The sequence below is a fragment of the Gilliamella sp. B14384G10 genome (assembly GCF_016101685.1).
Lineage (GTDB): Bacteria > Pseudomonadota > Gammaproteobacteria > Enterobacterales > Orbaceae > Gilliamella > Gilliamella apis_A.
Window position 1 is genome coordinate 117,798 of sequence record NZ_JACFQA010000002.1, and the last position, 25,211, is coordinate 143,008.

At 37.6% G+C, this 25,211-nt stretch carries 41 protein-coding genes; 3 read left to right on the top strand and 38 right to left on the bottom strand.

What is annotated here, in order from left to right:
- Positions 1-39 precede the first annotated feature (39 nt).
- Entirely contained in the window at positions 40-243 is a 204-nt protein-coding gene (locus tag H3T54_RS04790; RefSeq protein WP_110446971.1) for a SlyX family protein, read from the top strand.
- Between the two features lie 33 nt (positions 244-276).
- On the opposite strand, the gene H3T54_RS04795 is transcribed toward H3T54_RS04790, so the two are convergent.
- The 38 genes from H3T54_RS04795 to iscR form a co-directional block, all read right to left on the bottom strand.
- Complete coding sequence (locus H3T54_RS04795) at positions 277-582, bottom strand: EamA family transporter (protein WP_198221236.1); 306 nt, start codon at positions 580-582, stop codon at positions 277-279.
- A 714-nt stretch (positions 583-1,296) separates the two neighbouring features.
- Complete coding sequence (gene rplQ / locus H3T54_RS04800; RefSeq protein ID WP_034884211.1) at positions 1,297-1,683, bottom strand: 50S ribosomal protein L17; 387 nt, start codon at positions 1,681-1,683, stop codon at positions 1,297-1,299.
- A 29-nt stretch (positions 1,684-1,712) separates the two neighbouring features.
- Positions 1,713-2,702, bottom strand: a complete 990-nt coding sequence (gene rpoA / locus H3T54_RS04805) for a DNA-directed RNA polymerase subunit alpha (RefSeq protein ID WP_034902352.1) — start codon at positions 2,700-2,702, stop codon at positions 1,713-1,715.
- Between the two features lie 25 nt (positions 2,703-2,727).
- On the bottom strand, positions 2,728-3,348 hold the full coding sequence (gene rpsD, locus H3T54_RS04810) for a 30S ribosomal protein S4 (protein ID WP_065577881.1): 621 nt from the start codon (positions 3,346-3,348) through the stop codon (positions 2,728-2,730).
- A gap of 46 nt (positions 3,349-3,394) precedes the next feature.
- A complete protein-coding gene (gene rpsK / locus H3T54_RS04815) occupies positions 3,395-3,784 on the bottom strand; it encodes a 30S ribosomal protein S11 (protein ID WP_025314405.1) in 390 nt (129 codons plus the stop codon).
- A 15-nt stretch (positions 3,785-3,799) separates the two neighbouring features.
- Positions 3,800-4,156 (bottom strand): 30S ribosomal protein S13, encoded by a 357-nt coding sequence (gene rpsM / locus H3T54_RS04820; protein ID WP_110446968.1) that lies wholly within the window; start codon positions 4,154-4,156, stop codon positions 3,800-3,802.
- Positions 4,157-4,329: 173 nt separating this feature from the next.
- Positions 4,330-4,443, bottom strand: coding sequence for a 50S ribosomal protein L36 (rpmJ, locus tag H3T54_RS04825; RefSeq protein WP_034884218.1), 114 nt, complete (start codon positions 4,441-4,443; stop codon positions 4,330-4,332).
- Positions 4,444-4,469: 26 nt separating this feature from the next.
- On the bottom strand, positions 4,470-5,807 hold the full coding sequence (gene secY / locus H3T54_RS04830) for a preprotein translocase subunit SecY (RefSeq protein ID WP_198201678.1): 1,338 nt from the start codon (positions 5,805-5,807) through the stop codon (positions 4,470-4,472).
- Between the two features lie 8 nt (positions 5,808-5,815).
- Entirely contained in the window at positions 5,816-6,250 is a 435-nt protein-coding gene (gene rplO / locus H3T54_RS04835) for a 50S ribosomal protein L15 (RefSeq protein WP_034902361.1), read from the bottom strand.
- 5 nt (positions 6,251-6,255) lie between these two features.
- Entirely contained in the window at positions 6,256-6,435 is a 180-nt protein-coding gene (rpmD, locus tag H3T54_RS04840; RefSeq protein ID WP_025314400.1) for a 50S ribosomal protein L30, read from the bottom strand.
- Positions 6,436-6,441: 6 nt separating this feature from the next.
- Complete coding sequence (rpsE, locus tag H3T54_RS04845; protein WP_025314399.1) at positions 6,442-6,942, bottom strand: 30S ribosomal protein S5; 501 nt, start codon at positions 6,940-6,942, stop codon at positions 6,442-6,444.
- Between the two features lie 14 nt (positions 6,943-6,956).
- Complete coding sequence (gene rplR / locus H3T54_RS04850) at positions 6,957-7,310, bottom strand: 50S ribosomal protein L18 (protein WP_034902364.1); 354 nt, start codon at positions 7,308-7,310, stop codon at positions 6,957-6,959.
- Between the two features lie 9 nt (positions 7,311-7,319).
- Positions 7,320-7,853, bottom strand: coding sequence for a 50S ribosomal protein L6 (gene rplF, locus H3T54_RS04855; RefSeq protein ID WP_110446965.1), 534 nt, complete (start codon positions 7,851-7,853; stop codon positions 7,320-7,322).
- An 11-nt stretch (positions 7,854-7,864) separates the two neighbouring features.
- On the bottom strand, positions 7,865-8,257 hold the full coding sequence (gene rpsH, locus H3T54_RS04860; protein ID WP_034902370.1) for a 30S ribosomal protein S8: 393 nt from the start codon (positions 8,255-8,257) through the stop codon (positions 7,865-7,867).
- 17 nt (positions 8,258-8,274) lie between these two features.
- Complete coding sequence (gene rpsN, locus H3T54_RS04865; protein WP_025314395.1) at positions 8,275-8,580, bottom strand: 30S ribosomal protein S14; 306 nt, start codon at positions 8,578-8,580, stop codon at positions 8,275-8,277.
- A gap of 11 nt (positions 8,581-8,591) precedes the next feature.
- A complete protein-coding gene (rplE, locus tag H3T54_RS04870; RefSeq protein ID WP_025314394.1) occupies positions 8,592-9,131 on the bottom strand; it encodes a 50S ribosomal protein L5 in 540 nt (179 codons plus the stop codon).
- A gap of 17 nt (positions 9,132-9,148) precedes the next feature.
- Positions 9,149-9,463: a 50S ribosomal protein L24 gene (rplX, locus tag H3T54_RS04875; protein ID WP_065651344.1), complete on the bottom strand. Its 315-nt coding sequence runs from the start codon at positions 9,461-9,463 to the stop codon at positions 9,149-9,151.
- 10 nt (positions 9,464-9,473) lie between these two features.
- The gene (gene rplN, locus H3T54_RS04880) at positions 9,474-9,845 is read right to left on the bottom strand and encodes a 50S ribosomal protein L14 (RefSeq protein WP_025314392.1); all 372 of its coding nucleotides are present in this window, start codon (positions 9,843-9,845) and stop codon (positions 9,474-9,476) included.
- Between the two features lie 194 nt (positions 9,846-10,039).
- The gene (gene rpsQ, locus H3T54_RS04885) at positions 10,040-10,300 is read right to left on the bottom strand and encodes a 30S ribosomal protein S17 (RefSeq protein WP_025314391.1); all 261 of its coding nucleotides are present in this window, start codon (positions 10,298-10,300) and stop codon (positions 10,040-10,042) included.
- Position 10,301: 1 nt separating this feature from the next.
- Entirely contained in the window at positions 10,302-10,493 is a 192-nt protein-coding gene (gene rpmC, locus H3T54_RS04890) for a 50S ribosomal protein L29 (RefSeq protein ID WP_034902373.1), read from the bottom strand.
- Positions 10,494-10,904 carry a 50S ribosomal protein L16 gene (gene rplP, locus H3T54_RS04895; protein WP_025314389.1) on the bottom strand — a complete coding sequence of 137 codons (411 nt, stop codon included), beginning with the start codon at positions 10,902-10,904 and terminating at the stop codon, positions 10,494-10,496.
- A gap of 12 nt (positions 10,905-10,916) precedes the next feature.
- Complete coding sequence (gene rpsC, locus H3T54_RS04900; protein ID WP_034884234.1) at positions 10,917-11,654, bottom strand: 30S ribosomal protein S3; 738 nt, start codon at positions 11,652-11,654, stop codon at positions 10,917-10,919.
- Positions 11,655-11,668: 14 nt separating this feature from the next.
- On the bottom strand, positions 11,669-12,001 hold the full coding sequence (gene rplV, locus H3T54_RS04905) for a 50S ribosomal protein L22 (RefSeq protein WP_034884235.1): 333 nt from the start codon (positions 11,999-12,001) through the stop codon (positions 11,669-11,671).
- Positions 12,002-12,014: 13 nt separating this feature from the next.
- Positions 12,015-12,293 (bottom strand): 30S ribosomal protein S19, encoded by a 279-nt coding sequence (gene rpsS, locus H3T54_RS04910; protein ID WP_024496505.1) that lies wholly within the window; start codon positions 12,291-12,293, stop codon positions 12,015-12,017.
- Between the two features lie 19 nt (positions 12,294-12,312).
- On the bottom strand, positions 12,313-13,137 hold the full coding sequence (rplB, locus tag H3T54_RS04915; RefSeq protein ID WP_034902376.1) for a 50S ribosomal protein L2: 825 nt from the start codon (positions 13,135-13,137) through the stop codon (positions 12,313-12,315).
- A gap of 18 nt (positions 13,138-13,155) precedes the next feature.
- Positions 13,156-13,458, bottom strand: a complete 303-nt coding sequence (gene rplW, locus H3T54_RS04920) for a 50S ribosomal protein L23 (protein WP_034885052.1) — start codon at positions 13,456-13,458, stop codon at positions 13,156-13,158.
- The gene (rplD, locus tag H3T54_RS04925) at positions 13,455-14,057 is read right to left on the bottom strand and encodes a 50S ribosomal protein L4 (protein WP_034902381.1); all 603 of its coding nucleotides are present in this window, start codon (positions 14,055-14,057) and stop codon (positions 13,455-13,457) included. Before rplD ends, rplW begins: the two co-directional genes overlap by 4 nt.
- A 16-nt stretch (positions 14,058-14,073) precedes the next feature.
- Entirely contained in the window at positions 14,074-14,700 is a 627-nt protein-coding gene (rplC, locus tag H3T54_RS04930; protein WP_034902384.1) for a 50S ribosomal protein L3, read from the bottom strand.
- A 31-nt stretch (positions 14,701-14,731) separates the two neighbouring features.
- Complete coding sequence (gene rpsJ, locus H3T54_RS04935) at positions 14,732-15,043, bottom strand: 30S ribosomal protein S10 (RefSeq protein ID WP_006120582.1); 312 nt, start codon at positions 15,041-15,043, stop codon at positions 14,732-14,734.
- 357 nt (positions 15,044-15,400) lie between these two features.
- The gene (locus H3T54_RS04940; protein ID WP_198221238.1) at positions 15,401-16,336 is read right to left on the bottom strand and encodes a pseudouridine-5'-phosphate glycosidase; all 936 of its coding nucleotides are present in this window, start codon (positions 16,334-16,336) and stop codon (positions 15,401-15,403) included.
- Entirely contained in the window at positions 16,333-17,424 is a 1,092-nt protein-coding gene (locus tag H3T54_RS04945; protein ID WP_198221240.1) for a PfkB family carbohydrate kinase, read from the bottom strand. The genes H3T54_RS04940 and H3T54_RS04945 overlap by 4 nt, the downstream gene beginning before the upstream one ends.
- Positions 17,425-17,592: 168 nt before the next feature.
- A complete protein-coding gene (gene fdx / locus H3T54_RS04950; protein ID WP_065577886.1) occupies positions 17,593-17,931 on the bottom strand; it encodes an ISC system 2Fe-2S type ferredoxin in 339 nt (112 codons plus the stop codon).
- Between the two features lie 14 nt (positions 17,932-17,945).
- Entirely contained in the window at positions 17,946-19,805 is a 1,860-nt protein-coding gene (gene hscA, locus H3T54_RS04955; RefSeq protein WP_198221242.1) for a Fe-S protein assembly chaperone HscA, read from the bottom strand.
- A gap of 38 nt (positions 19,806-19,843) precedes the next feature.
- Positions 19,844-20,362: a co-chaperone HscB gene (hscB, locus tag H3T54_RS04960; protein WP_198201684.1), complete on the bottom strand. Its 519-nt coding sequence runs from the start codon at positions 20,360-20,362 to the stop codon at positions 19,844-19,846.
- Positions 20,363-20,375: 13 nt separating this feature from the next.
- Positions 20,376-20,699, bottom strand: coding sequence for an iron-sulfur cluster assembly protein IscA (gene iscA, locus H3T54_RS04965; protein WP_065577888.1), 324 nt, complete (start codon positions 20,697-20,699; stop codon positions 20,376-20,378).
- A complete protein-coding gene (gene iscU / locus H3T54_RS04970; protein ID WP_034884104.1) occupies positions 20,699-21,085 on the bottom strand; it encodes a Fe-S cluster assembly scaffold IscU in 387 nt (128 codons plus the stop codon). Before iscU ends, iscA begins: the two co-directional genes overlap by 1 nt.
- A gap of 16 nt (positions 21,086-21,101) precedes the next feature.
- Positions 21,102-22,316: an IscS subfamily cysteine desulfurase gene (locus H3T54_RS04975; protein WP_065577889.1), complete on the bottom strand. Its 1,215-nt coding sequence runs from the start codon at positions 22,314-22,316 to the stop codon at positions 21,102-21,104.
- Between the two features lie 30 nt (positions 22,317-22,346).
- A complete protein-coding gene (iscR, locus tag H3T54_RS04980; protein ID WP_065577890.1) occupies positions 22,347-22,802 on the bottom strand; it encodes a Fe-S cluster assembly transcriptional regulator IscR in 456 nt (151 codons plus the stop codon).
- Between the two features lie 163 nt (positions 22,803-22,965).
- Here iscR and sltY point away from each other — a divergent pair, with 163 nt between their 5' ends.
- Positions 22,966-24,906 (top strand): murein transglycosylase, encoded by a 1,941-nt coding sequence (gene sltY / locus H3T54_RS04985; protein WP_198221244.1) that lies wholly within the window; start codon positions 22,966-22,968, stop codon positions 24,904-24,906.
- An 11-nt stretch (positions 24,907-24,917) separates the two neighbouring features.
- Positions 24,918-25,208 carry a trp operon repressor gene (gene trpR, locus H3T54_RS04990; protein ID WP_207463508.1) on the top strand — a complete coding sequence of 97 codons (291 nt, stop codon included), beginning with the start codon at positions 24,918-24,920 and terminating at the stop codon, positions 25,206-25,208.
- The last annotated feature ends 3 nt before the right edge of the window (positions 25,209-25,211 follow it).

Sequence of the window (25,211 nt, forward strand, 5' to 3'; positions counted from 1 at the left end):
TTACAATATAAAATTACTAAACCAATTAATGAATAAACTATGAACCAACAACTGGAATTATTAGAAACTAAAGTCGCATTCCAAGAAATGACCATTGAGGAACTCAATCAAATGGTTATTAATCTTCAAGCAGATATCAGCAAACTTAAAGAACAATTAATGTTATTGTCACAAAAGTTACAAGCTACACAAACCTCAAATATTGCTAATTTATCAGAAGAAACTCCGCCTCCTCACTATTAACTACGAGTTTAATAATTCGAGGGACTCTAAAATCTACTTTTTACCAATAAAATTATACCCTCGATAAGAAAGCAGAGAAATTAAAATCAAGAAGCAACCAACCCATTTTGTCCATGGCATAGGTTCCAAATAAACAATTACACCAACCAAAGTTGTAAATACAAGCTCTAAAATCATGATTATTGCTGCATTGCATACAGGGACGTATTTCTGTCCAACAAATTGCAAAGCAAATCGTAAAATTGTAGCAATAACAATACTAACGATAAGCCAAATTAAAGTGATTAAACTGATGCTTGACGTGCCAGTACAAAGCAATTGTACACAAATTAATAGCAAAATTACTATTTTTTGGACTAATCGACTATTAAAAACAAAAAATATTGCTTGAGCTAGTGCAGAAATTAAAAACTAGAGTTGATTAACATTTAAATGCCAATCATTTGATAAAGACAAAAAGGCAAGACCAGCAATGGCGAGAGCCAAAATATAACTAATCGCCTTTCTCTAAAAATAACGAACCAACAATTAGTGCCATTAATACCGATAAACTCATAATAAAAGAGCCTTCACTTAATTGTCCACCAATACTGCTAATATCCATAAAATAACATTAGTTGATTGCAAACAGCCTGTTATTATTGCTTTAGGTAAATGTGTAAGATTGATTCTTTGTTTAATACTTAAACAGACTACAAATAAAATAATAAAGGAAGAGAGAAATCTCAATCCCATAAAAGCTAAAAGAGGCATTTCTAAAATTGCTTCTTTTGAAGAAACCCAACCAACTGTGGCTAAAATAGTAACTAGTACTAAAATCCATTCACCTTTTGTTTAACATCAATGATCTTACTATTACTTTACTTAAAACTAGTTTGTTAATATTAAAACTATAATTTAACTGAGTAAATATCAATAATAACTTATATTAAGTTTTAAAAATGATATAAAAAAAGACTTATATGTGATAATTAAATAAAAATACTCAAATTGGTAATATGTAGATAATAAAAAACCGGCCATTTAGCCGGTTTTAGTTTAAGCTTTAATTATTTATTCAGCTGCTGCTTCTGCTTCTACTGCAGGGCGATCAACTAATTCAATATAAGCCATTGGAGCATTATCTCCATCACGGAAACCACATTTTAAAATGCGAACATAACCACCTGGACGGGTAGCAAAACGTGGACCTAAATCTGAAAATAATTTTTTTACTGTATCTTTATCACGGATACGAGCGAAAGCCAGACGGCGATTAGCTACGCTATCGCTTTTAGCTAACGTAATTAACGGCTCAACGACACGACGCAACTCTTTTGCTTTAGGCAATGTTGTTTTGATAATTTCATGTTCAACTAATGAACTTGTCATATTACGAAACATCGCTTGACGATGGCTGCTATTTCGGTTCAGTTGACGACCACTTTTACGATGGCGCATAACTTTATCCTTCTTATATAAATTTTATCTTAGTCTTCAACAATACTTGCTGGTGGCCAATTCTCAAGACGCATGCCTAAAGATAAACCACGAGATGCGAGCACATCCTTAATTTCGGTAAGAGATTTTTTACCAAGATTAGGGGTTTTAAGTAACTCAACTTCGGTACGTTGCACTAAATCACCAATATAATGAACTGCTTCTGCTTTTAAGCAATTAGCAGACCGAACAGTTAATTCCAAGTCATCTACTGGACGTAAAAGAATTGGATCAAATTCCGGTTTATCTTCTTTGACTTCTGGTTGACGTACATCACGTAAATCAACAAAAGCTTCAAGTTGTTCAGCCAAAATAGTAGATGCACGACGAATAGATTCTTCTGGATCGATAGTACCATTAGTTTCCATATCGATAACAAGTTTATCTAAGTCGGTACGTTGTTCCACACGAGCAGCATCGACAGAATAGGCGATACGCTCAACTGGACTATAACATGCATCAACTAATAGACGACCGATAGGTCGCTCTTCATCTTCTGACTTAACTCGAGCAGAAGCAGGGACATAACCACGTCCTCGTTGTACACGAATACGCATACTAATTGAAGCATTGGCATCAGTAAGATGACAAATTACTAAATCAGGATTAACAATTTCAACATCACCATCATGAGTGATATCTGATGCAGTTACAGCACCAACGCCTGATTTATTTAAAGTCAGCATAACATCATCTTTGGTATGCACACGAACCGCCAATTTTTTCAAATTAAGCAGAATATCAAGCACATCTTCTTGAACGCCTTCTTTAGTACTATACTCATGCAGAACACCGTCAATTTCAACTTCGGTCACTGCATATCCCGGCATAGATGATAATAAAATGCGGCGTAGTGCATTACCTAAAGTATGTCCAAAACCACGCTCAAGTGGCTCTAAAGTCACTTTCGCATGAGTTGGGCTGTATTGAACAACGTCAACTAGGTGAGGTTTTAAAAACTCTGTTACAGAACCCTGCATTATGTCCTCTCTTAAGTGCTAAACTTTACTTAGAGTAAAGTTCGACGATCAAATGTTCGTTGATGTCAGCAGATAAATCTGAACGTTCTGGTAAGCGTTTAAACACACCTTCCATTTTGCTAGCATCAACTTCTAACCATGTTGGTTTTTCACGTTGTTCAGCTAACTCTAAAGCGGCTTTAATACGTGCTTGTTTTTTTGATTTTTCGCGAACACTGATAACATCTTCAGGTGAAACTTGATAAGATGCGATGTTCACAACGTGACCATTAACAAGAACAGCTTTATGACTAACTAATTGACGAGCTTCAGCGCGAGTTGCACCAAATCCCATACGATAAACAACGTTATCTAAGCGACGTTCTAAAAGAGCAAGTAGGTTTTCACCAGTATTACCTTTAATACGTGCTGCATTTTTGTAGTAATTACGGAATTGACGCTCTAAAATTCCATAAATACGTCTAACTTTTTGTTTTTCGCGTAACTGAACACCATAATCTGATAAACGCGGTTTACGCGCACCATGTTGTCCAGGAGCTTGTTCTAACTTACATTTACTGTCAACCGCTCGGACGCCAGACTTAAGAAATAAATCGGTACCTTCACGACGACTTAATTTGAGCTTTGGTCCCAAATATCTTGCCATTTTTTTTCTCCAATAATCCTATAAACATTCAATGTTTAATAAAAAATTAAACACGACGTTTCTTTGGTGGACGACAACCGTTATGAGGAATCGGAGTAACATCAGTAATATTAGTGATGCGATAACCCGCTGCATTTAATGCACGAATTGTTGACTCACGACCAGGACCAGGTCCTTTAACCATAACTTCCAGATTCTTAATTCCGTAGTCTTTTACAGCTTCGGCACAACGTTCTGCTGCTACTTGAGCTGCAAAAGGTGTTGACTTACGAGAGCCGCGGAAACCAGAACCACCAGCGGTTGCCCAACCCAACGCATTACCTTGACGATCGGTAATTGTTACGATTGTATTGTTAAATGATGCATGAATATGAGCTATACCATCAGAAACTTGCTTTTTAACACGTTTACGTGTACGAACAGGTGTCTTTGCCATTTATTATCACCTCAATTATTTCTTGATTGGCTTACGCGGTCCCTTACGGGTACGAGCGTTAGTCTTAGTGCGTTGACCACGGACAGGAAGTCCACGACGATGACGCACACCACGATAACAACCAAGGTCTAATAAACGCTTGATACTCATAGTTACTTCACGACGTAAATCACCTTCAACAGTGAATTTAGCGACTTGTTCGCGTAACTGTTCAATCTGATCTTCAGATAGTTCTCTGATCTTAACATTTTCAGGAATACCCGCTTCAGCACAAATTGTCTTTGCACGAGTACTACCGATACCATAAATTGCTTGTAACGCAATCACAGTATGTTGTTGATCAGGAATGTTAATGCCTGCTATACGGGCCACTATGCACTCCTTTATTGTTAATGTTCAGCAGATCCACCATACTGAAAAGCCCGTTTTCAGGATACTCAAACGATGGATCTACAAAAAAATTTTTTAGGCTGGCTATTCTAGCCAGCTTTACTATACTTTGGCAAGTAAAATATGCAAAAGTTCAACTTTACAGTTAAATAATATTAACCTTGACGTTGTTTATGTTTACCTTCAATGCAAATAACACGAACAATGCCATTGCGTTTGATGATTTTACAATTTCTGCATAATTTCTTGACTGAAGCACGAACTTTCATTTTTTTCTCCGTAACTTCTGGCTAACTTATCGGCCGTAGCCTTTAAGATTCGCTTTCTTTAACACTGACTCATAACGATTTGGCATCATTAAAGTCTGTACTTGTGCCATAAAATCCATGATTACAACAACTACAATTAATAATGATGTTCCACCAAATTGAACTGGAACTTTCATTGCACTTGTCATAAACATTGGTACCAAACATACAAGAGTAATGTAAATAGCGCCAATTAGCGTTAAACGAGTCATTACTTTGTCAATATACTTCGATGTTTGTTCACCTGGACGGATACCTGGAATAAATGCACCAGATTTCTTTAACTGATCTGCTGTTTCTCTAGGATTGAAAACCAATGCTGTGTAGAAGAAACAGAAGAAAATAATCGCTGCTGCAAAAAAGATTATGTATAATGGTTGATCATGAGAAAAATATTGTCCAATAAGAACAAAGATATATCTCCATCCTTCACCATTTCCTTGGAACCAAGAAGCCATCATTGATGGTAACATAATAATTGTTGAAGCAAATATTGCAGGAATAACACCTGCCATATTAATCTTCAATGGTAAATGTGTACTTTGTGCGGCATACACACGACGGCCTTGCTGTCTTTGTGCATAATTAACAACGATACGTCGTTGACCACGTTCAACAAAAACAACAAAGTAAGTCACACCAACCACTAATGCTGCAACGACTAATAATAAAATCGGATGCAATGAACCAGAACGAGCTTGTTCAATTGTTTCATATATTGCATGAGGAAGACTTGCCACAATACCAGCAAAGATAATGATAGAAATACCATTACCTACACCGCGTTCCGTGATTTGCTCACCCAACCACATAAGAAACATAGTGCCAGTAACTAAGCTAATCGATGCAATAAAATAGAAAGAAAATCCTGGGTTAATCACAACATGACTGTAACCAGGAATATTCGGTAAACCAGTCGCAATACCAACCGCTTGTACAATCGCTAAAGCTAATGTGCCATAACGGGTGTACTGACTGATTTTTTTACGACCTGATTCACCTTCTTTCTTCAATTCTGCTAGTTTAGGGTTAATTGCCGTTAATAACTGCACAATAATAGATGAAGAAATATAAGGCATTATCCCTAAAGCAAAAATTGAAGCACGGCTTAAAGCACCACCAGAGAACATATTGAACATACCAACAATACCATTAGATGATGATTGTAGTAAGTCCGATAACGCTTTAGTATCAATACCAGGAACCGGAACGTAAGAACCAAGACGGAAAACAATAAGCGCTAAAAGCACAAATAATAAACGTCTTTTAAGCTCACCACTACCGCCTCGTGTGCTTTGAAAATCTAATCCTGGTTGCTTTGCCATCTTTCTAATTATTCCTCAATTTTTCCGCCAGCAGCTTCAATTGCAGCTTTAGCACCTTTAGTTACTCGAATACCACGAACTGTTACTGGTTTAGTAACTTCTCCAGATAACATGATTTTTGCATATTCGATTTGTGAATTAATCACATTAGCAACTTTCAAGCTATTTAGGTCAACAATATCACCTTCAACTTTCATTAAATCAGAAAGTCGAACTTGTGCTGTTACCATAGCTTTACGTGAGGTAAAACCAAATTTTGGTAAACGACGATATAAAGGCATTTGACCACCCTCGAAGCCACGACGAACGCCGCCACCTGAACGTGATTTTTGACCTTTGATACCACGAGTACCAGTTTTACCTAGCCCAGAACCGATTCCTCGGCCCACGCGCTTAGATGCATGCTTTGAACCTTCAGCAGGAGATAAAGTATTTAAACGCATTACTATTACTCCTCAACTTTAACCATGTAATAAACTTGGTTTACCATACCGCGAATTGCTGGTGTATCTTCACGCTCAACAGTATGACCAATACGACGTAATCCTAAACCAACTAACGTAGCTTTATGCTTCGGTAGACGGCCAATAGAACTACGAGTTTGTGTAATTTTAATTGTCTTTGCCATGGCTAATTACCCCAAAATTTCTTCGACGGTTTTACCACGCTTAGCAGCAACCATTTCTGGAGATTTCATATTTTCTAAGCCATCAATAGTCGCACGAACCACGTTAATTGGGTTAGTAGAACCATATGCTTTAGCTAGAACGTTACGAACACCAGCAACTTCTAATACAGCACGCATTGCACCACCGGCGATAATACCAGTACCTTCTGATGCTGGTTGCATATAAACACGAGAACCTGTATGAGCACCTTTAACTGGATGCTGTAAAGTATCGTTATTTAACGCAACATTAATCATATTACGACGTGCTTTTTCCATTGCTTTTTGGATTGCTGCTGGCACTTCACGTGCTTTACCATATCCAAAACCAACGCGGCCATTACCGTCACCAACCACTGTTAGTGCAGAAAAACTAAAAATACGACCACCTTTTACGGTTTTAGAAACTCGGTTAACTGCGATTAATTTTTCCTGCAGTTCACCAGCTTGTTTTTCGATGTTTGACATCTTTAACTCCTACCTTAGAACTGTAGGCCAGCTTCGCGAGCAGCATCTGCTAGCGCCTGAACTCGACCATGATATTGGAAACCTGAACGATCAAAAGAAACTTCTTTGATATCTTTCGCTAATGCGCGTTCTGCAATTGCTTTACCAACTGCTGCTGCTGCATCTTTGTTTCCAGTGTATTTTAAACTTTCACTGATAGCTTTTTCTAATGTTGAAGCCGCTGCCAGTACTTCTGATCCGTTTGGTGCGATAATCTGCGCATAAATATGACGCGGAGTACGGTGAACTACTAAGCGAGTTGCAAGTAGTTCTTGCATCTTACGACGCGCTTTAGTTGCACGACGGATACGAGCTGATTTCTTATCCATAGTGTTACCTTACTTTTTCTTAGCTTCTTTAGTACGCACAACTTCATCTGCGTAACGAACACCTTTACCTTTATAAGGTTCAGGACGACGATAAGCACGGATATCAGCAGCTACTTGTCCAATTAACTGTTTATCAGCACTTTTCAGAACGATTTCAGTTTGAGAAGGACATTCAGCTGTTACACCTGCAGGTAATTCATGATCAATTGGATGTGAATAACCAAGAGATAAACCAATTGTATTACCTTTAACTTGTGCACGATAACCGACACCAACTAGCTGAAGTTTTTTAGTAAAACCTTCAGTAACACCAATAACCATTGCATTAATCAATGCACGAGCAGTACCTGCTTGAGCCCAAGCGTCAGCAAAACCGTCACGAGGCGCAAATGTAATTTGGCCTTCTTCTTGATTAATAACAACAGCTTTATTTATTTCACGAGATAACTCGCCATTTTTACCTTTAATCGTAATTACCTGACCATTGAGTTTTACCTCTACGCCCGCAGGAACAACGACAGGTGCTTTTGCAACACGAGACATTTTTTTCTCCCTTACGCTACGTAGCAGATAATTTCACCACCAAGACCTGCTTGGCGTGCTGCACGATCAGTCATAACACCTTTAGAAGTAGAAACAACTGCAATACCTAATCCAGCCATTACTTTTGGTAATTCATCTTTACGTTTATAAATACGTAAACCTGGACGGCTAACACGTTTAATACTTTCTACTACAGCCTTACCTTGGAAATATTTTAAAGTGATTTCCAATTCTGGTTTAGTGTCACCAACTACTTTATAGTCCCCGATATAACCTTCTTCTTTTAGCACATTGGCAATTGCCACTTTTAGCTTAGAGGAAGGCATGGTGACTGCAACTTTATTCGCAGCTTGACCGTTACGAATGCGGGTCAACATATCTGCTATAGGATCTTGCATGCTCATCTATAACACTCCCCTGATTACCAACTTGCCTTTTTAAGACCAGGAATCTCACCACGCATGGCTGATTCACGAACCTTAATACGGCTTAAACCAAACTTACGAAGGACGCCATGAGGACGACCGGTTTGACGACAACGACGACGTTGACGTGATGGACTAGAATCACGAGGAAGCGTTTGCAATTTAAGCACTGCATTCCAACGATCTTCATCTGATGCATTAAGATCAGAGATAATCGCTTTTAATTCTTGACGCTTTGCAAAATATTTTTCTGCTAGCTTTACGCGTTTCTTATCGCGTTCAATCATTGATTGTTTAGCCATTATGCCCTACCTTACTTACGAAATGGGAAGTTAAAGGCAGATAATAAAGCTCGGCCTTCTTCATCAGATTGTGCAGTTGTTGTGATAGTGATATCTAAACCACGAACACGATCAACTTTATCATAATCGATTTCAGGGAAAACGATTTGTTCACGAACACCCATGCTATAGTTACCACGACCATCGAAAGATTTTGCGCTTAAACCACGAAAATCTCGAGTACGAGGAAGAGCAATATAAACTAGACGTTCAAAAAATTCCCACATACGTTCGCCACGTAAAGTGACTTTACAACCAATAGGATACCCTTGACGGATTTTAAAACCAGCAACTGATTTGCGTGCTTTAGTGACTAGTGGTTTTTGACCACTGATTGCTGCTAAATCTGCAACAGCATTATCTAATAATTTCTTATCAGTAATTGCTTCACCCACACCCATATTCAAGGTGATCTTTTCGATCCGAGGGACTTGCATGACAGATTTGTAGCCAAACTGTTCTTGCAGTTTATTTACTACCTGTGCTTTGTAGTAATCATGCAGTTTCGCCATCGTACACTCCAAATTACTTAATTGATTAATTTATTAGTAGACTTATAAAAACGGACTTTTTTACCGTCTTCAAAACGAAAGCCTACGCGATCTGCTTTGCCTGTATCAAGGTTAAAAATTGCTACGTTAGAAACGTTAATTGGCGCTTCTTTCTCAACAATTCCACCTTCTTGATTTAATGCAGGTACTGGTTTTTGGTGTTTTTTCACCAAATTGATACCTTCAACAATCACTTTACCAGTAGACAAAACACTTTTTACTTTACCGCGTTTACCTTTATCTTTACCGGCTAACACGATAACTTCATCTTCTCGACGGATTTTAGCTGCCATTACCCGCTCCTTACAGTACTTCTGGTGCTAATGAAATGATCTTCATAAACTTCTCAGAACGAAGTTCACGAGTGACCGGTCCAAAAATACGCGTACCAATCGGTTGCTCACTGTTATTATTTAAAATAACACAAGCATTGCGATCGAAACGAATGACAGATCCATCAGGACGACGAACACCTTTTCGAGTGCGCACCACCACAGCTTTAAGTACATCACCTTTTTTAACTTTACCACGTGGAATAGCTTCTTTAATGGTAACTTTGATGATATCACCTACCGCTGCATAACGACGATGCGATCCACCGAGAACCTTGATACACATTACGCTACGTGCGCCAGAGTTATCAGCAACATCGAGCCTAGTCTGTTCTTGGATCATTTTAATGCTCCGTATAAATTAATTATTGTCTAATCTACCTTCATCCACCTCAACTACCATGGATAAGAATAGACAACCAAAAACCCACTTACGTGAGGGCGCATAGTATAACACCACTCAAATGAAATGGATAGCATAAAATAAACGGCTAGTAAGCCGTTTATTATATTATGTACAGTTTTTAATCAAAAAGATTAGCTAACTGCTTTTTCAACGATTCGAACAAGAGTCCAAGATTTGGTTTTTGATAATGGACGACACTCTTTAATTTCTACAGTATCACCAATACCACACTCGTTGTTTTCATCATGTACATGCAATTTAGTCGTACGTTTAATGAACTTACCATATAACGGATGCTTCACTTTACGTTCAATAGCTACAGTAATAGATTTATCCATTTTGTCGCTAATAACACGACCTTGCTGAGTACGAATTTTTACTTCAGTAGTCATATTACGCACCCGCCTTCTCAGTTAATAACGTTTTAACTCGTGCAATATTACGACGCACTTGTTTTAACATATGAGTTTGTGTTAACTGACCTCCAGCTAATTGCATACGTAAGTTAAATTGCTCACGTAATAAATTAAGAAGTTCAGTATTTAACTCTTCAACGCTTTTTTCGCGTAGCTCTTTTGCTTTCATTTACATCACCGTCTTAATCACAAAGGTGGTTTTAATTGGCAGTTTTGCAGCTGCCAACGCAAATGCTTCACGAGCAACTTCTTCCGGTACACCGTCCATTTCATAAAGGACTTTACCTGGTTGAATCTGAGCAACCCAGTATTCAACGTTACCCTTACCTTTACCCATACGCACTTCAAGTGGTTTTTCAGTAATTGGTTTATCAGGGAAAACTCGAATCCAGATTTTACCTTGACGCTTAACTGCACGAGTCATTGCACGACGTGCTGCTTCGATCTGGCGCGCAGTCAAACGACCACGACCCACAGCCTTAAGACCGAATGTACCGAAACTTACATCAGTACTCACAGCAAGACCACGATTGCGGCCCTTGTGCACTTTACGGAATTTTGTACGCTTTGGTTGTAACATCAGCGACGCTCCTTATTGTTTTCGGCCTTTGCGCTGCTTTTTCGGTTGAGCAGCAGGTTGTTTTTCTGCTTGTTCAACGGCAGCCATACCACCAAGGATCTCACCTTTGAAGATCCACACTTTAACACCAATAATACCATAGGTTGTCAATGCTTCTGATAAACCATAGTCGATGTCCGCTCTTAATGTATGTAATGGTACGCGACCTTCACGGTACCACTCACTACGAGCAATTTCAGCGCCGCCCAAACGACCACTTACTTCAACTTTGATACCTTTAGCACCCGCCTTCATTGCATTTTGTACCGCACGTTTCATTGCACGACGGAACATAACACGGCGTTCTAACTGAGAGGTAATACTGTCAGCAACTAATTTAGCATCTAGTTCTGGTTTACGAACTTCAGCAATATTAATTTGTACTGCAACATCACGTTTCTCTTTTTTGTCTTTGTATTTATTGACAATAGAAGCTACGGCATTACGTAATTTTTCAACGTCCTCACCTTTTTTACCAATCACAATACCTGGACGAGCAGTGTGAATAGTAATGCGAACGTTAGTTTCTGCTGAACGATCGATAACAATTTTAGAGATTGATGCTTGTGCTAATTCTTTATTTAAGAATTCACGCACTCTAAAATCACTTTCTAAATTATCAGCGAATGTCTTTGTACCCGAATACCATGTAGATGTCCAAGGCTTGACGATGCCTAGTCGGATACCATTTGGATTTACTTTTTGACCCATTGCTATTCTCCAGCCTAGCGATCTGAGACGATCACGGTGATGTGACTCGTACGCTTCAAAATTCGATCTGCACGACCTTTCGCACGAGGCATAATACGCTTCATGGTTGGGCCTTCGTCTACGAAAATTTTCGCAACTTTCAGATCATCAATATCAGCACCATCGTTATGCTCTGCATTAGCAATAGCAGACTCTAATACTTTTTTAACAAGTACAGCCGCTTTTTTATTGGTGTACGTTAAAATATCAAGTGCCTGAGACACTTTTTTACCGCGAACAAGATCTGCAACTAAGCGAACTTTTTGTGCAGAAGAACGAGCGTGGCGGTACTTTGCAATTGTTTCCATCTCTTTCTCCTACTTATTTCTTCTTAGCTTTCTTATCCGCAGCGTGGCCGCGATAAGTACGAGTCGGCGCGAATTCACCCAATTTATGACCAACCATTTCGTCGGAAACATAAACTGGAACGTGCTGACGACCATTATGGACAGCGATGGTCAATCCGATCATGTTAGGAAAGATCGTTGAACGACGGGACCAAGTACGAATTGGTTTCTTGTCCCCGCTTTCCACCGCTTTCTCTACCTTCTTCAGCAAGTGTAGGTCAATAAAAGGACCCTTCTTGAGAGAACGTGGCATAGCTAATCCTCTATATTAATTATTTCTTATTGCGACGGCGAACAATATACTTATCAGTACGTTTGTTGCTGCGCGTTTTCAATCCTTTGGCTTTTTGACCCCATGGAGACACAGGATGTTTACCAAAGTTACGACCTTCACCACCACCATGTGGATGGTCTACCGGGTTCATTGCTGTACCACGAACAGTAGGACGAACACCACGCCAACGCGTTGCACCCGCTTTACCTAGTACGCGAAGCATATGTTCTGAGTTACCCACTTCACCAATTGTGGCGCGGCAATCAGATAATACTTTACGCATTTCACCTGAACGTAGACGTAATGTTACATAAGCACCATCACGAGCAACGATTTGAACATAGCTACCAGCTGAGCGAGCAAGTTGTCCGCCTTTACCTGGTTTCATTTCAATATTATGCACGGTAGAACCTACTGGAATATTGCGCATTGGTAAACAGTTACCTGTTTTAATCGCTGCATCAACACCAGATTGGATCTGATCACCTGCTTTTAAGCCTTTAGGCGCTAAAATATAACGACGTTCACCGTCTTTATATAGAACCAATGCAATATTTGCACTACGGTTCGGATCATATTCCAAACGTTCAACAACTGCTGGAATACCATCTTTATTACGCTTAAAGTCGACAATACGATAATGTTGTTTATGACCACCACCGATATGACGGGTAGTGATACGACCATTATTATTGCGACCACCAGTTTTGCTTTTTGTATCAAGCAACGGTGCATAAGGCTTACCTTTATGCAACTCTGGGTTAACCACTTTAACAACGTGGCGACGACCCGGAGATGTAGGTTTACACTTAACAACTGCCATTGTTCTTACTCCTCCGAATTACTCAGCGACGCCAGCAAGGTCTAAATTTTGACCTTCTGCTAAAGTAACGTAAGCTTTTTTCCAGTCGCTACGGCGACCGATTTGTTGACCACGACGTTTTACTTTGCCTTTAACAACAAGAGTATTAACGTCATCTACTTTGACTTCAAATAGTTGTTCAACTGCGGCTTTAATCTCTCTCTTAGTAGCATCTTTAGCAACTTTCAATACTAATGTATTTGTTTTTTCCATTGAAATAGATGCTTTTTCAGAAACATGTGGTGCTCGCAGGACTTTAAGCAGACGCTCTTCACGAATCATGCTAACATCTCCTCTACTTGTTTAACGGCATCAACAGTGATAACCACTTTGTCAAATGCAATCAAACTAACTGGATCAATACCTGCCACATCACGCACATCAACTTTATATAAGTTACGTGCTGCTAAGAAAAGATTTTCATCAACTTCAGAGGTAATGATTAGAACATCTTTTAGGTTCATATCATTTAATTTCTGAGTTAATAATTTAGTCTTAGGTGCTTCAACAGTAAATGTTTCAACCACGATTAAACGTTCTTGACGCACTAATTCAGAGAAAATACTCTTTAATGCACCACGATACATTTTACGGTTAACTTTTTGGCTATGATCTTGTGGTTTTGCTGCAAATGTTACACCACCACTACGCCAGATTGGGCTCTTAATAGAACCTGAACGAGCACGACCTGTGCCTTTTTGACGCCATGGTTTTTTGCCTGAACCAGCGATTTCTGCACGAGTTTTTTGTGCGCGAGAGCCTTGACGAGCAGCAGATGCATAAGCAACAACTACTTGGTGAACTAACGCTTCATTAAACTCACGTCCGAAGGTAGTTTCGGAAACAGAAAGCGCTTGCGCGTCTTTTACTACTAATTCCATCTCTATCTCCTCGACGTTAAGCCTTGATTGCCGGTTTAACAATTACGTCACTATTGATCGCGCCTGGTACTGCACCTTTAATTAATAAAAGGTTACGTTCAGCATCAACACGTACAATATCTAAGTTTTGAACAGTTACACGTTCATTACCTAAGTGACCTGCCATTTTACGACCTTTGAACACTTTACCTGGAGTTTGGTTTTGACCAATAGAGCCATGACCACGGTGTGCCAAAGAGTTACCATGAGTAGCATCTTGAGTGCGGAAATTCCAACGTTTAGTTACGCCAGCGAAACCTTTACCTTTAGATGTACCAGTAACATCAACTTTTTTAACGTCTGTGAAAATATCAACGTTAATGCTTTGACCTACAGTATATTCGCCTTCTTCAAAACGGAATTCCCATAGACCACGACCAGCTTCAACGCCAGCCTTAGCGAAATGACCTGCTTCAGGTTTGTTTACGCGGCTTGCTTTTTTGCTGCCAGTAGTAACCTGAATAGCTTGATAACCGTCATTTTCAAGTGTTTTAACTTGAGTAACGCGGTTGCTTTGAACTTCAACTACGGTGACAGGAATAGAAACACCCTCTTCGGTGAAGATTCGTGTCATTCCTACTTTACGACCGATTAAACCAATCATTGTTTCGACCTCTCAATCATTCAGCTTAGGATTAACCTAAACTGATCTGCACATCAACACCGGCAGCAAGATCTAGACGCATTAAAGCATCAACTGTTTTTTCAGTTGGCTCTACAATATCAACTAGACGTTTATGAGTGCGAATCTCATATTGATCACGCGCATCTTTATTAACGTGCGGAGAAATCAATACTGTGAAACGCTCTTTGCGTGTCGGTAATGGAATAGGACCACGAACTTGTGCGCCAGTGCGCTTCGCAGTTTCTACAATTTCAGCAGTTGATTGATCAATCAAACGATGATCAAACGCTTTTAACCGGATACGGATTCTTTGGTTCGACATGAGACCAGAGCTCCACTATTTAAAAGTTATAACAAAAGATTACTCCTCTTGCCCTGTTTCGATTGACAGGAGAGTGTAATCCGTTCTTTTCGTAATCCCCAAATCGGAGATGTTGTTGATATAATTCGATATTTTGACATAAAGACTATATCTTTTTACGCATTTGTTTATTGAAAAATCAGCAAACAAAGTGCGACAATTATACGGGATTTATTTGCTAATGCAAGGAGTAATTATAAAAACTTGTGTATAATTATCTAATTGATTAGCTAATAATGAAACAGTAATCATAGTGATGCTGTTTCATTATTTAAAAGCAGTTTAGATTACAAAATACAATCTTTATTTGCATTAAATTTATTTGCTATTGCAATAATTCATCGCAATTTCAGAAGCTAATTTTGCATTATTAAAGACTAGGTTGATATTTGCTTCTAAACTATCACCACCAGTTAATTCTACCACTTTTGCCAATAAAAATGGGGTAGTTTCTTTACCTTTAATGCCTTGTTCAACTGATTCTTTTAATGCTTTTTCAATTGCTGTTGAAATTAACTCTTCATCCATTGCATATTCTGTTGGAATAGGATTAGCAACCACAACCCCACCATTTAAGCCTAAATCCCATTTTACCTTAATCATGTCAGCTATTTGTTTTGCACTATCTAGTTTGACACTAACATCAAATGGGCTGGTTCGACTAAAGAATGATGGTAGTTTATCAGTCTGATAGCCAACCACAGGAACACCAAATGTTTCTAGATATTCCATAGTTAAACCTAAATCTAAAATTGATTTAGCACCAGCACAAACAACTGCAACACTAGTATTCGCAAGTTCTTGGAGATCAGCTGAAATATCAAATGTATGTTCTGCCCCACGATGAACACCACCTAGACCACCAGTTGCAAACACACGAATACCGGCTAATTCAGCGATAATCATAGTTGCGGCAACGGTAGTTGCACCATTTTGTTTATTAGCTACAACTACTGGTAAATCTCGACGACTCACTTTAGTTACATTTAATCCTTCTTTACCAAGAATTGTTATCTCTTCTTTTGACAAACCAGCTTTTAAACGACCATTAATTACAGCAATAGTGGCAGGTATTGCGCCATTTTTTCTGACAATTTCTTCTACTTTTAATGCAGTTTCAACATTTTGTGGATATGGCATACCATGTGAAATAATGGTAGATTCTAATGCCACAACCGGTTGATTATTTTCAAGAGCTTGTTTAACTTCAGGCGAAATATCAAGATATTGATTATATTTAGACACATTGTTCATGAAAGGGACTCCAAAATATTTTGAACACAATTAATTGATAAATTAGGATTATTAGTAAATTCAGATGATAATGTTAATGCCGAACAACCTTGACCAAATCGCACACTTTGATAAAAACTCAGTCCATTCAAGTAACCTTGAACAAGCCCTGCAAGCATGGCATCACCAGCACCAGTAACGCTGACAATATCAGTTGGAATGGATGCAGACCAACCACGATCACCATTGATTTCGCTATAATAAACACCATCAGCACCAGCACTAATTGCAATTCGTTGCACACCTTGCTGATGGAACCAGTCAACCACTTTAGGAATATCGTCATTAGTTTCGATTTTTATTCCACTTAAAATTTCGGCTTCTAGTCGGTTAGGTTTTAAAGTATGAATATATGACAACCAAGCTTTAATCTTATGAGATTTAAATGCAGATACAGTATCAACAAAAATAGGCACTTCCCCAGCATTATTAAACAGCCATGTTAATGCTTCTTGTTGCAAATTACAGTCGATAACTAGTAATTTAGCATGCTGAATTAACTGCTTAGATTCATTTAATAAACTTGGTGTTAGTTTGTTAATAATATCCATATCATTAATAGCTATCACCATTTCTCCTGATTCATCAAGCAGAGAGAGGTAAGTTGAAGTACTGTCGCCTTTTATTACATGGCAATGCTCCATATTAACACCTGCTTTTCGGGTATGTTCAATAAGCTGGGCACCATAAAAATCATCACCAATCATTGAGATAAGATGGGTATCAAGTCCTAAAAGCGCCAAATTTTCAGCAATATTTCGCCCCACACCACCAGGAGTACAACGAATCTTACCTGGATTAGAATCTTGATAAACTAATTTTTCATCTGAATATCCAGTCACATCCATGTTACAAGAACCAACAACAACTACATGATTATGTTCAGACAAAAGATAACCTTTTCCTTTTATATAACCTTTTTGAGTCAAAGTCATAATGTAACCAGCGACACTAGAACGGGTAATGCCTAACATTTCAGCAATCGCTTGTTGTTGGATGAAGGGATCTTTGCGAATAATCGTGAGGATCTGCTTTTCTCTTTTATTCATAAACACCTGTTTATTTTTAAGCATATGTTTAGACTACGACTATATCAGAATCGTTATTAAGTTAAAAGCAGTTAAGTAAATTAGGTAAAGAAAATGTGATAATTATCACAAGCAAAAAATTTGAGGAAAGGCGTTTTCACAGAATGATGTCGCCATCAAGGCGACTAATTAATGATCTTCTTTAGCATGATTTAGGCTATATCTTGGGATTTCCACTTCAAGATCTTCATTGGTCACCCTAGCTTGGCAACTTAAACGACTATGAGGCTCGACACCCCAAGCTTTATCTAGCATATCATCTTCTTGTTCATCACTTTCCTCAAGTGAGTCAAATCCTTTTCGAACAATACAATGACAAGTTGAACATGCACAAGACATTTCACAAGCATGCTCTATTTCGATATCATTGCGCAAAGCGACATCTAATATCGATTCGCCTTCTTCAGCCTCAACAGTTTTTCCTTCAGGACAAAGCTCAGCATTTGGTAAAAAGGTAATTTTTGGCATAATAATCTCATTGGTTAAATATCATCAACGCTATGCCCTGTTAAGGCATCACGTATTGATCTATTCATACGTTTAGCAGCAAAGGTTTGTGTTGCGTTATCAACAATCTTTATTTGCTGCTCAATCAAAGAACAATCATCAGATTCCGTTGCTTGTTGCAATTGTTGTTTAGCATTCAAGATAAGATTAAGTTCTTCTTCATTTAATAAATCGGCATCTTTATCTAGAGCAGATTGTAATGTTTCAAGGACTCTGGCTGCCTCTACTTTCTGTTCGGCGAGCTTTCTTAGTTGTTTATCTTGATTTGCATAATTGATTGAATCTTGAATCATGCTAGCAATTTCATGTTCAGACAGTCCATAAGAAGGCTTAACTTGAATCGCCGCCTCAATCCCTGTCGATTTTTCCATTGCAGTGACACTCAATAAACCATCAGCATCGACTTGAAAGGTAACTCGAATATGCGCACCACCTGCAGGCATAGGAGGGATCCCTCGCAAAGTAAATTTTGCTAACGACCTGCAATCGGCAACACTTTCTCGTTCACCTTGCAAAACATGAATCATCATCGCCGTTTGACCATCTTTAAATGTGGTAAACTCTTGTGCACGAGCGCATGGAATTGTACTGTTACGAGGAATAATTTTTTCAACTAATTCCCCCATAGTTTCAATCCCTAATGATAAAGGAATAACATCCAGCAATAACATATCAGAATCAGGTTTATTGCCAACCAATATATCAGCTTGAATTGCTGCGCCAATGGCAACAACTTTATCGGGATCAATCGACGTTAATGGTTCTATTTTGAAATAGTGACCAACTAATTGTCTTACTAATGGCACTCGAGTTGAACCACCGACCATCACAACTTCACTAACTTCATCAAAATCAATTTGCGCATCTTTCAACGCTCGGCGACAAACAGCCAATGTTCGTTTAACTAGAGGCTCAATTAAGTCTTCAAATTGTTTACGGGTTATTGAGAAAGACTGCCCTTGTATATTTACTAAAGCAGAATCTTGCTGACTTAGTAAAATTTTAATTTTAACAGCTTCATCGATAATTTTCTGGTTTATATATGGGTCAGAATTGTTATTTAAACCTAACTGCGTTTTTAAATAATCAGCAAGTAATCGGTCAAAATCATCACCACCAAGTGCTGAATCGCCGCCAGTTGCTAAAACTTCAAATACACCTTTATGTAGGCGTAAAATAGAGATATCAAATGTTCCACCACCTAAATCATAAACAGCAATAACACCTTCTTTACCTGAATCTAAGCCATACGCGATAGCAGCAGCTGTTGGTTCATTCAGTAATCTTAAAACATGTAATCCGGCTAATTTAGCTGCATCCTTAGTTGCTTGTCTTTGCGCATCATCAAAATAAGCGGGAACTGTTATTACTGCACCATCAATCTCACCACCTAAGCTTTGTTTAGCTCGATCAACCAAAGCAATCAAAATCTCAGCTGAAACTTGTACTGGATTAACTTGTTGATTAGGTAAATTTAATAAAGGAACACCATTATCAGTTTGTGAAAAAGTATAAGGAAAGCGCGAACTATCAATATCAGTTAAACTTCTTCCCATTAAGCGTTTTACGGAACTAACCGTATTAAATGGATCATTGGCTGCATTAGTTTTAGCATTTTTACCGACCGTAATAATAGTATTATCATCATAGTCTAGGCCATAATGCACAACCGATGGTAATAATGCATTACCGTCTAAATCAGGTAAAACGTCTGCTTGCCCACTACGAACTGTTGCCACTAAAGAATTAGTTGTACCTAGATCTATGCCAATAGCTAATCGACGTTGATGGGGTTCTGGTGTTTGTCCCGGTTCACTAATCTGTAATAATACCATTTGATCTATCTCTAATTGATGTGTTACTTAATCTTAAATTATAAAGCAAATTGCTTTTCTTGTAACTTTTCGATCTGTTCAATCAATCTAGTCAGATAACGGAGTTTATAGATTTGATTAACTGCGTTTTGCCAATCTTGTTGGGACATATGTTGCAATAGCTGATGATAGACTTGTTTTTTTCGTTGCGAAATTTCGGAATGAAAATCATCTAACAGATCAACATTATTCTGATTTTCAATATCGTCCAATTTTTCACGCAAACTAAATTGTTCCATTAAGAAATCGGCATCATGAATAATATTTTGCTCTGTTGCCACATCAAAACCTTGCAAAGACAAAAAATATTCAGCCGCTTTTATCGGATTTTTCAGGGTCTGATAACCATCATTGATCATCGCTGATTTCTGAATAATGGCCATTTTTTCATTATCATTTGCATTGGTAAAGTTATCGGGATGATATTGACGTTGCAATTGTTGATAGTTGGCCGTTAACTGACCACTATCAATAGGTAATTGGATTGGTAATTGAAATAATTCAAAGTAATTAATCACAATTCATGTCCCATTAAACATTAAAACTTTCGCCACAACCACATTCATTGCTAGCGTTAGGGTTATTGAATTTAAAGCCTTCATTTAGACCTTCTTTGACAAAATCAAGCTCTGTTCCATCAATATAAACTAAGCTCTTTTTGTCAACGATAACTTTGACATCTTTATCTTCAAAAACACTATCATCATCATTAATAATATCAGCAAATTCTAATACATAAGCCATTCCAGAACAGCCAGAAGTTTTAACGCCTAACCGAAGCCCAACACCTTTACCTCTGTTAGCTAAAAAGGCCTGAACTCGATTTGCTGCGCTATCAGTTAATGTAATTGCCATTAACGTTGTCCTTTTTTGGTTTTATAGTCATCAATTGCTGCTTTGATGGCGTCTTCAGCTAAAATTGAACAGTGAATTTTAACCGGAGGTAAAGCTAATTCTTTTGCTATATCAGTATTTTTTATTGCTTCAGCTTCATCTAATGATTTACCTTTAATCCATTCAGTCACTAATGAACTTGAGGCAATTGCACTACCGCAGCCATAAGTTTTAAATTTGGCATCTTCAATAATGCCATCATCATTAACTTTAATTTGTAATCGCATTACATCGCCACATGCTGGTGCACCAACCATACCACTTCCAACATTCGGATCATTTTGATCGAAAGAACCTACATTGCGAGGATTTTCATAATGATCGACGACTTTTTCACTGTATGCCATAATTTACTCCTAATTTTTAATGGGCTGACCATTTAATTTTTGTTAAATCAACACCATCTTTAAACATTTCCCAAAGCGGAGAAAGATCTCTTAATTTACCGATAGAATCTTTGATTAATTTGATTACATAATCTACTTCTTCTTCTGTACTAAATCGACCAAATGAAAATCTTATTGAGCTATGGGCCAGTTCATCATTAAGTCCCAGCGCCCGTAATACATAAGATGGCTCTAAACTTGCAGAAGTACATGCTGAACCAGATGATACAGCTAAATCTTTTAGCGCCATCATGAGAGATTCACCTTCAATATAAGCAAAACTAACATTTAAAATGTTAGCCACACCATGCTCTAATGAACCATTAAGATAGACTTCTTCAATATCTTTTAATCCATTCCATAAACGAGTTTTTAGTGCTAAAAGACGTGGCATTTCTGTTGCCATCTCTTCTTTTGCTATACGGTATGCTTCACCCATACCCACAATTTGGTGTACCGGTAAAGTACCAGAACGCATACCGCGTTCATGTCCACCACCATGCATTTGGGCTTCAATACGTACTCGCGGTTTACGTCTAACATAAAGTCCACCAATGCCTTTTGGTCCATAGATCTTATGTCCAGAAAACGACATAAGATCAACTTTTAATTTGGTTAAGTCTATTGGTAATTTACCAACACTCTGAGTTGCATCAACATGAAATACAATACCTCTTTCACGACACATTTCACCGATTTTTTCGATATCCTGAATAACACCAGTTTCATTATTAACGTGCATAATTGATACAACAGTTGTGTCATTACGCATCGCCGCAGCCAGTTTATCAAGATCAAGAATACCATTTGATTCTGGTGCTAAATAAGTCACTTCATAACCTTCTCGTTCTAATTGACGACAAGTATCAAGCACTGCTTTATGTTCAGTTTTACAGGTAATAATATGTTTACCTTTAGCATGATTAAAATGAGCCGCACCTTTAATGGCTAAGTTATCTGCTTCTGTCGCACCTGAAGTAAATACAATTTCACGTGAATCGGCACCAATTAAGTCAGCAATTTGATTTCGTGCAATATCAACTGCTTCTTCTGCTTGCCAACCAAATTTATGTGAACGAGAAGCGGGATTACCAAAAACACCATCGGGTGTTAAATACTGCATCATTTTTTCAGCTACTCTTGGATCTACAGGCGTTGTTGCTGCATAATCCATATAAATAGGTAATTTCATTAATTACTCCCAATTACAAATTCTGTATTTTTAATTAATTCTGTTTTGATGAAGATGACTTTGTCGATTAGAGACGGCTTTCACTTCTTGATTATTAACCAATTCGCTTAAAGTGATGCTGGTCAAAAAATCATTGATTCGTTCACTTAAGTCATTCCATAAGCTATGGGTAAGGCATCTTACACCGTTTTGACATCCGGTATTACCGTGGCATTTAGTCGCATGAACAGTTTCATCAACAGCTTTTACAATTGAGCTAATCGCAATTTGCTCCATACTACGGCCAAGTACATAACCACCACCAGGACCTCTAACACTTGAAACTAAACCATTTTTACGCAATCGCGAAAACAGTTGTTCTAAATAAGATAGTGAGATTTCCTGACGTTCTGAAATATCAGCAAGTGAAACAGGGCCTGATTCTGAATGCAGTGCTACATCTAACATAGCTGTCACTGCATATCGCCCTTTTGATGTCAATTTCATTAATCATTCCCCTATATTTAACAGTAAATATTTTATATATCCTTTATTTTTAGTCAAGTATTTAGTTGACTATTTTAGTGGGAATTAAGTTATCAGTTCTTCATCGACGAAATATACGGGAATATGCTAATCTAATAAGCTAATTTGATACAGGAGTTTAAGAATGAATTTAGTAATACGTTGGTGTTTGATATTAAGCATACTTTGGGCTAAAAGTGTGTTTGCAGAGCCTACTTTGAGTGATTTGCGACAAAATTATCAAAAGTGGCAAAATACTTATCAATCATTAACTTTTGATGAACAACAAACATTACTAAAACAGTTAAAAAACTATCCATTATACCCTTATGCTGCCGTGCAATTTTTTCAAAATAATATTAAAACAGTATCAACACAAGCAGTAAGTGATTTTGCAAAAAAATATCATGATTTCCCATTAACATCGTCATTAACTCAAGCTTATATAACTGAGCTGGCTAATCGTCAAGACTGGAATGCAATTATCACTTTTCCTATAGATAATTCTATTGCTTCTAATTGTCGATACCAGTATGCAAAATTACAGCAACATCAAGACAAATCAGTGTTAGATAATGTCGAATCGCTATGGTTAACAGGTAAAGAATTACCTTCAGCTTGTGATCCTTTATTAGATACATGGTCAAAAAGTGGTAAACGCACAGCAAATCTTATTTTGTTACGTATAGAACTTGCACTGGAAAACAACAATTTAAAATTAGCTCGCCATTTAACCAACTTACTAGATGATAACTATCAAACAACCAAAAATCATTTATTAGCTATTTTCGATAATCCACGAAAAATTGAAGCTTTTTCAAAAAATATCAAAACGAGCACCTTCACAAAAAAAATTGTCTTAGCTTCTTACCCTCGGTTAGTTAAAGCTGACAAAAATGTGGCTGCAGCATTATTACCACAACTAATTGAAAAACAGAATTTCACTGATGATGAGCAAATTAGATTACAACAAAGCTTAGCCAATAGTTATTTTAGTGATTCAGCAACCCCAGAACAGATAAAATGGCGGGATAATTATATTAGCAAAAGTCATAACTCGACTTTAGTTGAAAAACGTATTCGCATGGCTATTGATGCTAATAATTACAAAGATATTGCACATTGGCTAAAACAACTAACTCCAGAAGATCAATTAAAAGAAGAATGGCAATACTGGCACGCTCGAATATTACTCAATAACAAAAAAACTAACGAAGCAAAACATATCTTAAAAAGTTTAACTAATAAACGTGGTTTTTACGGAATGGTAAGTGCACAAGCTCTTAATCAACCATATAGTATCAATAATTTATCGAAAAAGATCCTGAGTACAGAAGTCAATGCACTAAAAGCCAAGTATGACCAGCAACCATATGTCATTAGAATCAAAGAATTAAGATTATTAGGTATGTTAACGGAGTCAAAACAAGAATGGCGATATGTACTTAAAAACCAAGCAGCAGAAAATGAATATTTAGATTTAGCTAAATACGCTTATCAGAAAGGTTGGGGAGAACTAAGTATACAAGCAACAATATCAGGTAAATTATGGGATAATTGGACTGAACGCCTACCTATCATGTATAAAAACTTATATAATGATGCCTTGAAAGATAAAGCGATTCCACTATCTTATGCTTTAGCAATAACTCGGCAAGAAAGTGCATTTGACACAATGATACAGTCTCCAGTTGGAGCCAGTGGTTTAATGCAATTAATGCCAGCAACAGCTAAGGAAACAGCCAAAAAAATCAATAATATTACCTATTATTCACCAAGCCAACTGTTTGAACCGACAACGAATATACAGTTAGGTACTTATTTTTTAAATAGCGTTTATTTACAAAATGATAACAATCGTATTTTATCCTCGGCGGCCTATAATGCAGGTCCTGGCCGAGTAAAAAAATGGTTGAATAATAGTAATGGAAAACTTGATGCTATCGCATTTATTGAAAGTATTCCCTTTAATGAAACTCGAAATTATGTCAAAAGTGTATTAGTTTATGATTATATTTACCAATATATTTTAGGAAATCAACACCCTCATATACTGACAACAAACGAATTTAATAGACAATATTAATGGTGCATTACATGAAAACTAAAGAATGGAACCAAACGGTTGAAATATTACACCAAGCATTTAATAGCGGTTATTCATTAGATATATTGAAATTACTGATGACAGCTGATGAGCGGGATGCATTAATCACAAGAGTTAAAATTGTCCGTTCATTACTGGATGGCTCAATTAATCAACGCCAACTTAAAGAGCAATTGAAAATTGGCATTGCCACTGTGACCAGAGGATCGAATAGTTTAAAAGAAGCAACTCCTGAATTTAAAGTGTGGTTGGAAAACATTCTATTGAAATCAGATAAATAAAAT

Coding starts and splice junctions, on each gene's coding strand:
- sltY (WP_198221244.1), top strand. CDS start 22,966: ATGAATTTAGTAATACGTTGGTGTTTGATATTAAGCATACTTTGGGCT.
- rpsE (WP_025314399.1), bottom strand. CDS start 6,942: ATGTCAAACATCGAAAAACAAGCTGGTGAACTGCAGGAAAAATTAATC.
- fdx (WP_065577886.1), bottom strand. CDS start 17,931: ATGCCAAAAATTACCTTTTTACCAAATGCTGAGCTTTGTCCTGAAGGA.
- rpsC (WP_034884234.1), bottom strand. CDS start 11,654: ATGGGTCAAAAAGTAAATCCAAATGGTATCCGACTAGGCATCGTCAAG.
- H3T54_RS04945 (WP_198221240.1), bottom strand. CDS start 17,424: ATGAATAAAAGAGAAAAGCAGATCCTCACGATTATTCGCAAAGATCCC.
- iscA (WP_065577888.1), bottom strand. CDS start 20,699: ATGGCAATTACATTAACTGATAGCGCAGCAAATCGAGTTCAGGCCTTT.
- trpR (WP_207463508.1), top strand. CDS start 24,918: ATGAAAACTAAAGAATGGAACCAAACGGTTGAAATATTACACCAAGCA.
- rplW (WP_034885052.1), bottom strand. CDS start 13,458: ATGATTCGTGAAGAGCGTCTGCTTAAAGTCCTGCGAGCACCACATGTT.
- iscU (WP_034884104.1), bottom strand. CDS start 21,085: ATGGCATACAGTGAAAAAGTCGTCGATCATTATGAAAATCCTCGCAAT.
- H3T54_RS04975 (WP_065577889.1), bottom strand. CDS start 22,316: ATGAAATTACCTATTTATATGGATTATGCAGCAACAACGCCTGTAGAT.
- hscA (WP_198221242.1), bottom strand. CDS start 19,805: ATGGTATTATTACAGATTAGTGAACCGGGACAAACACCAGAACCCCAT.
- rpsK (WP_025314405.1), bottom strand. CDS start 3,784: ATGGCAAAGACACCTGTTCGTACACGTAAACGTGTTAAAAAGCAAGTT.
- rplV (WP_034884235.1), bottom strand. CDS start 12,001: ATGGAAACAATTGCAAAGTACCGCCACGCTCGTTCTTCTGCACAAAAA.
- rplP (WP_025314389.1), bottom strand. CDS start 10,904: ATGTTACAACCAAAGCGTACAAAATTCCGTAAAGTGCACAAGGGCCGC.
- rpmJ (WP_034884218.1), bottom strand. CDS start 4,443: ATGAAAGTTCGTGCTTCAGTCAAGAAATTATGCAGAAATTGTAAAATC.
- rpsS (WP_024496505.1), bottom strand. CDS start 12,293: ATGCCACGTTCTCTCAAGAAGGGTCCTTTTATTGACCTACACTTGCTG.
- rplD (WP_034902381.1), bottom strand. CDS start 14,057: ATGGAATTAGTAGTAAAAGACGCGCAAGCGCTTTCTGTTTCCGAAACT.
- rplX (WP_065651344.1), bottom strand. CDS start 9,463: ATGGCAGCTAAAATCCGTCGAGAAGATGAAGTTATCGTGTTAGCCGGT.
- H3T54_RS04940 (WP_198221238.1), bottom strand. CDS start 16,336: ATGAACAATGTGTCTAAATATAATCAATATCTTGATATTTCGCCTGAA.
- rpoA (WP_034902352.1), bottom strand. CDS start 2,702: ATGCAGGGTTCTGTAACAGAGTTTTTAAAACCTCACCTAGTTGACGTT.
- rpsQ (WP_025314391.1), bottom strand. CDS start 10,300: ATGACTACTGAAGTAAAAATTCGTACTCAGCAAGGTCGTGTTATTAGC.
- rplE (WP_025314394.1), bottom strand. CDS start 9,131: ATGGCGAAACTGCATGATTACTACAAAGCACAGGTAGTAAATAAACTG.
- rplN (WP_025314392.1), bottom strand. CDS start 9,845: ATGATCCAAGAACAGACTAGGCTCGATGTTGCTGATAACTCTGGCGCA.
- rplF (WP_110446965.1), bottom strand. CDS start 7,853: ATGTCTCGTGTTGCAAAAGCACCTGTCGTTGTTCCTGCGGGCGTAGAG.
- rplR (WP_034902364.1), bottom strand. CDS start 7,310: ATGGATAAGAAATCAGCTCGTATCCGTCGTGCAACTAAAGCGCGTCGT.
- rpmD (WP_025314400.1), bottom strand. CDS start 6,435: ATGGCAAAGACAATTAAAATTACACAAACTCGTAGTTCTATTGGCCGT.
- rplO (WP_034902361.1), bottom strand. CDS start 6,250: ATGCGTTTAAATACTTTATCTCCTGCTGAAGGTTCAAAGCATGCATCT.
- rplB (WP_034902376.1), bottom strand. CDS start 13,137: ATGGCAGTTGTTAAGTGTAAACCTACATCTCCGGGTCGTCGCCACGTT.
- secY (WP_198201678.1), bottom strand. CDS start 5,807: ATGGCAAAGCAACCAGGATTAGATTTTCAAAGCACACGAGGCGGTAGT.
- rpsJ (WP_006120582.1), bottom strand. CDS start 15,043: ATGTCGAACCAAAGAATCCGTATCCGGTTAAAAGCGTTTGATCATCGT.
- H3T54_RS04790 (WP_110446971.1), top strand. CDS start 40: ATGAACCAACAACTGGAATTATTAGAAACTAAAGTCGCATTCCAAGAA.
- rpsN (WP_025314395.1), bottom strand. CDS start 8,580: ATGGCTAAACAATCAATGATTGAACGCGATAAGAAACGCGTAAAGCTA.
- rplC (WP_034902384.1), bottom strand. CDS start 14,700: ATGATTGGTTTAATCGGTCGTAAAGTAGGAATGACACGAATCTTCACC.
- rpmC (WP_034902373.1), bottom strand. CDS start 10,493: ATGAAAGCAAAAGAGCTACGCGAAAAAAGCGTTGAAGAGTTAAATACT.
- rplQ (WP_034884211.1), bottom strand. CDS start 1,683: ATGCGCCATCGTAAAAGTGGTCGTCAACTGAACCGAAATAGCAGCCAT.
- rpsD (WP_065577881.1), bottom strand. CDS start 3,348: ATGGCAAGATATTTGGGACCAAAGCTCAAATTAAGTCGTCGTGAAGGT.
- rpsH (WP_034902370.1), bottom strand. CDS start 8,257: ATGAGCATGCAAGATCCTATAGCAGATATGTTGACCCGCATTCGTAAC.
- iscR (WP_065577890.1), bottom strand. CDS start 22,802: ATGAAATTGACATCAAAAGGGCGATATGCAGTGACAGCTATGTTAGAT.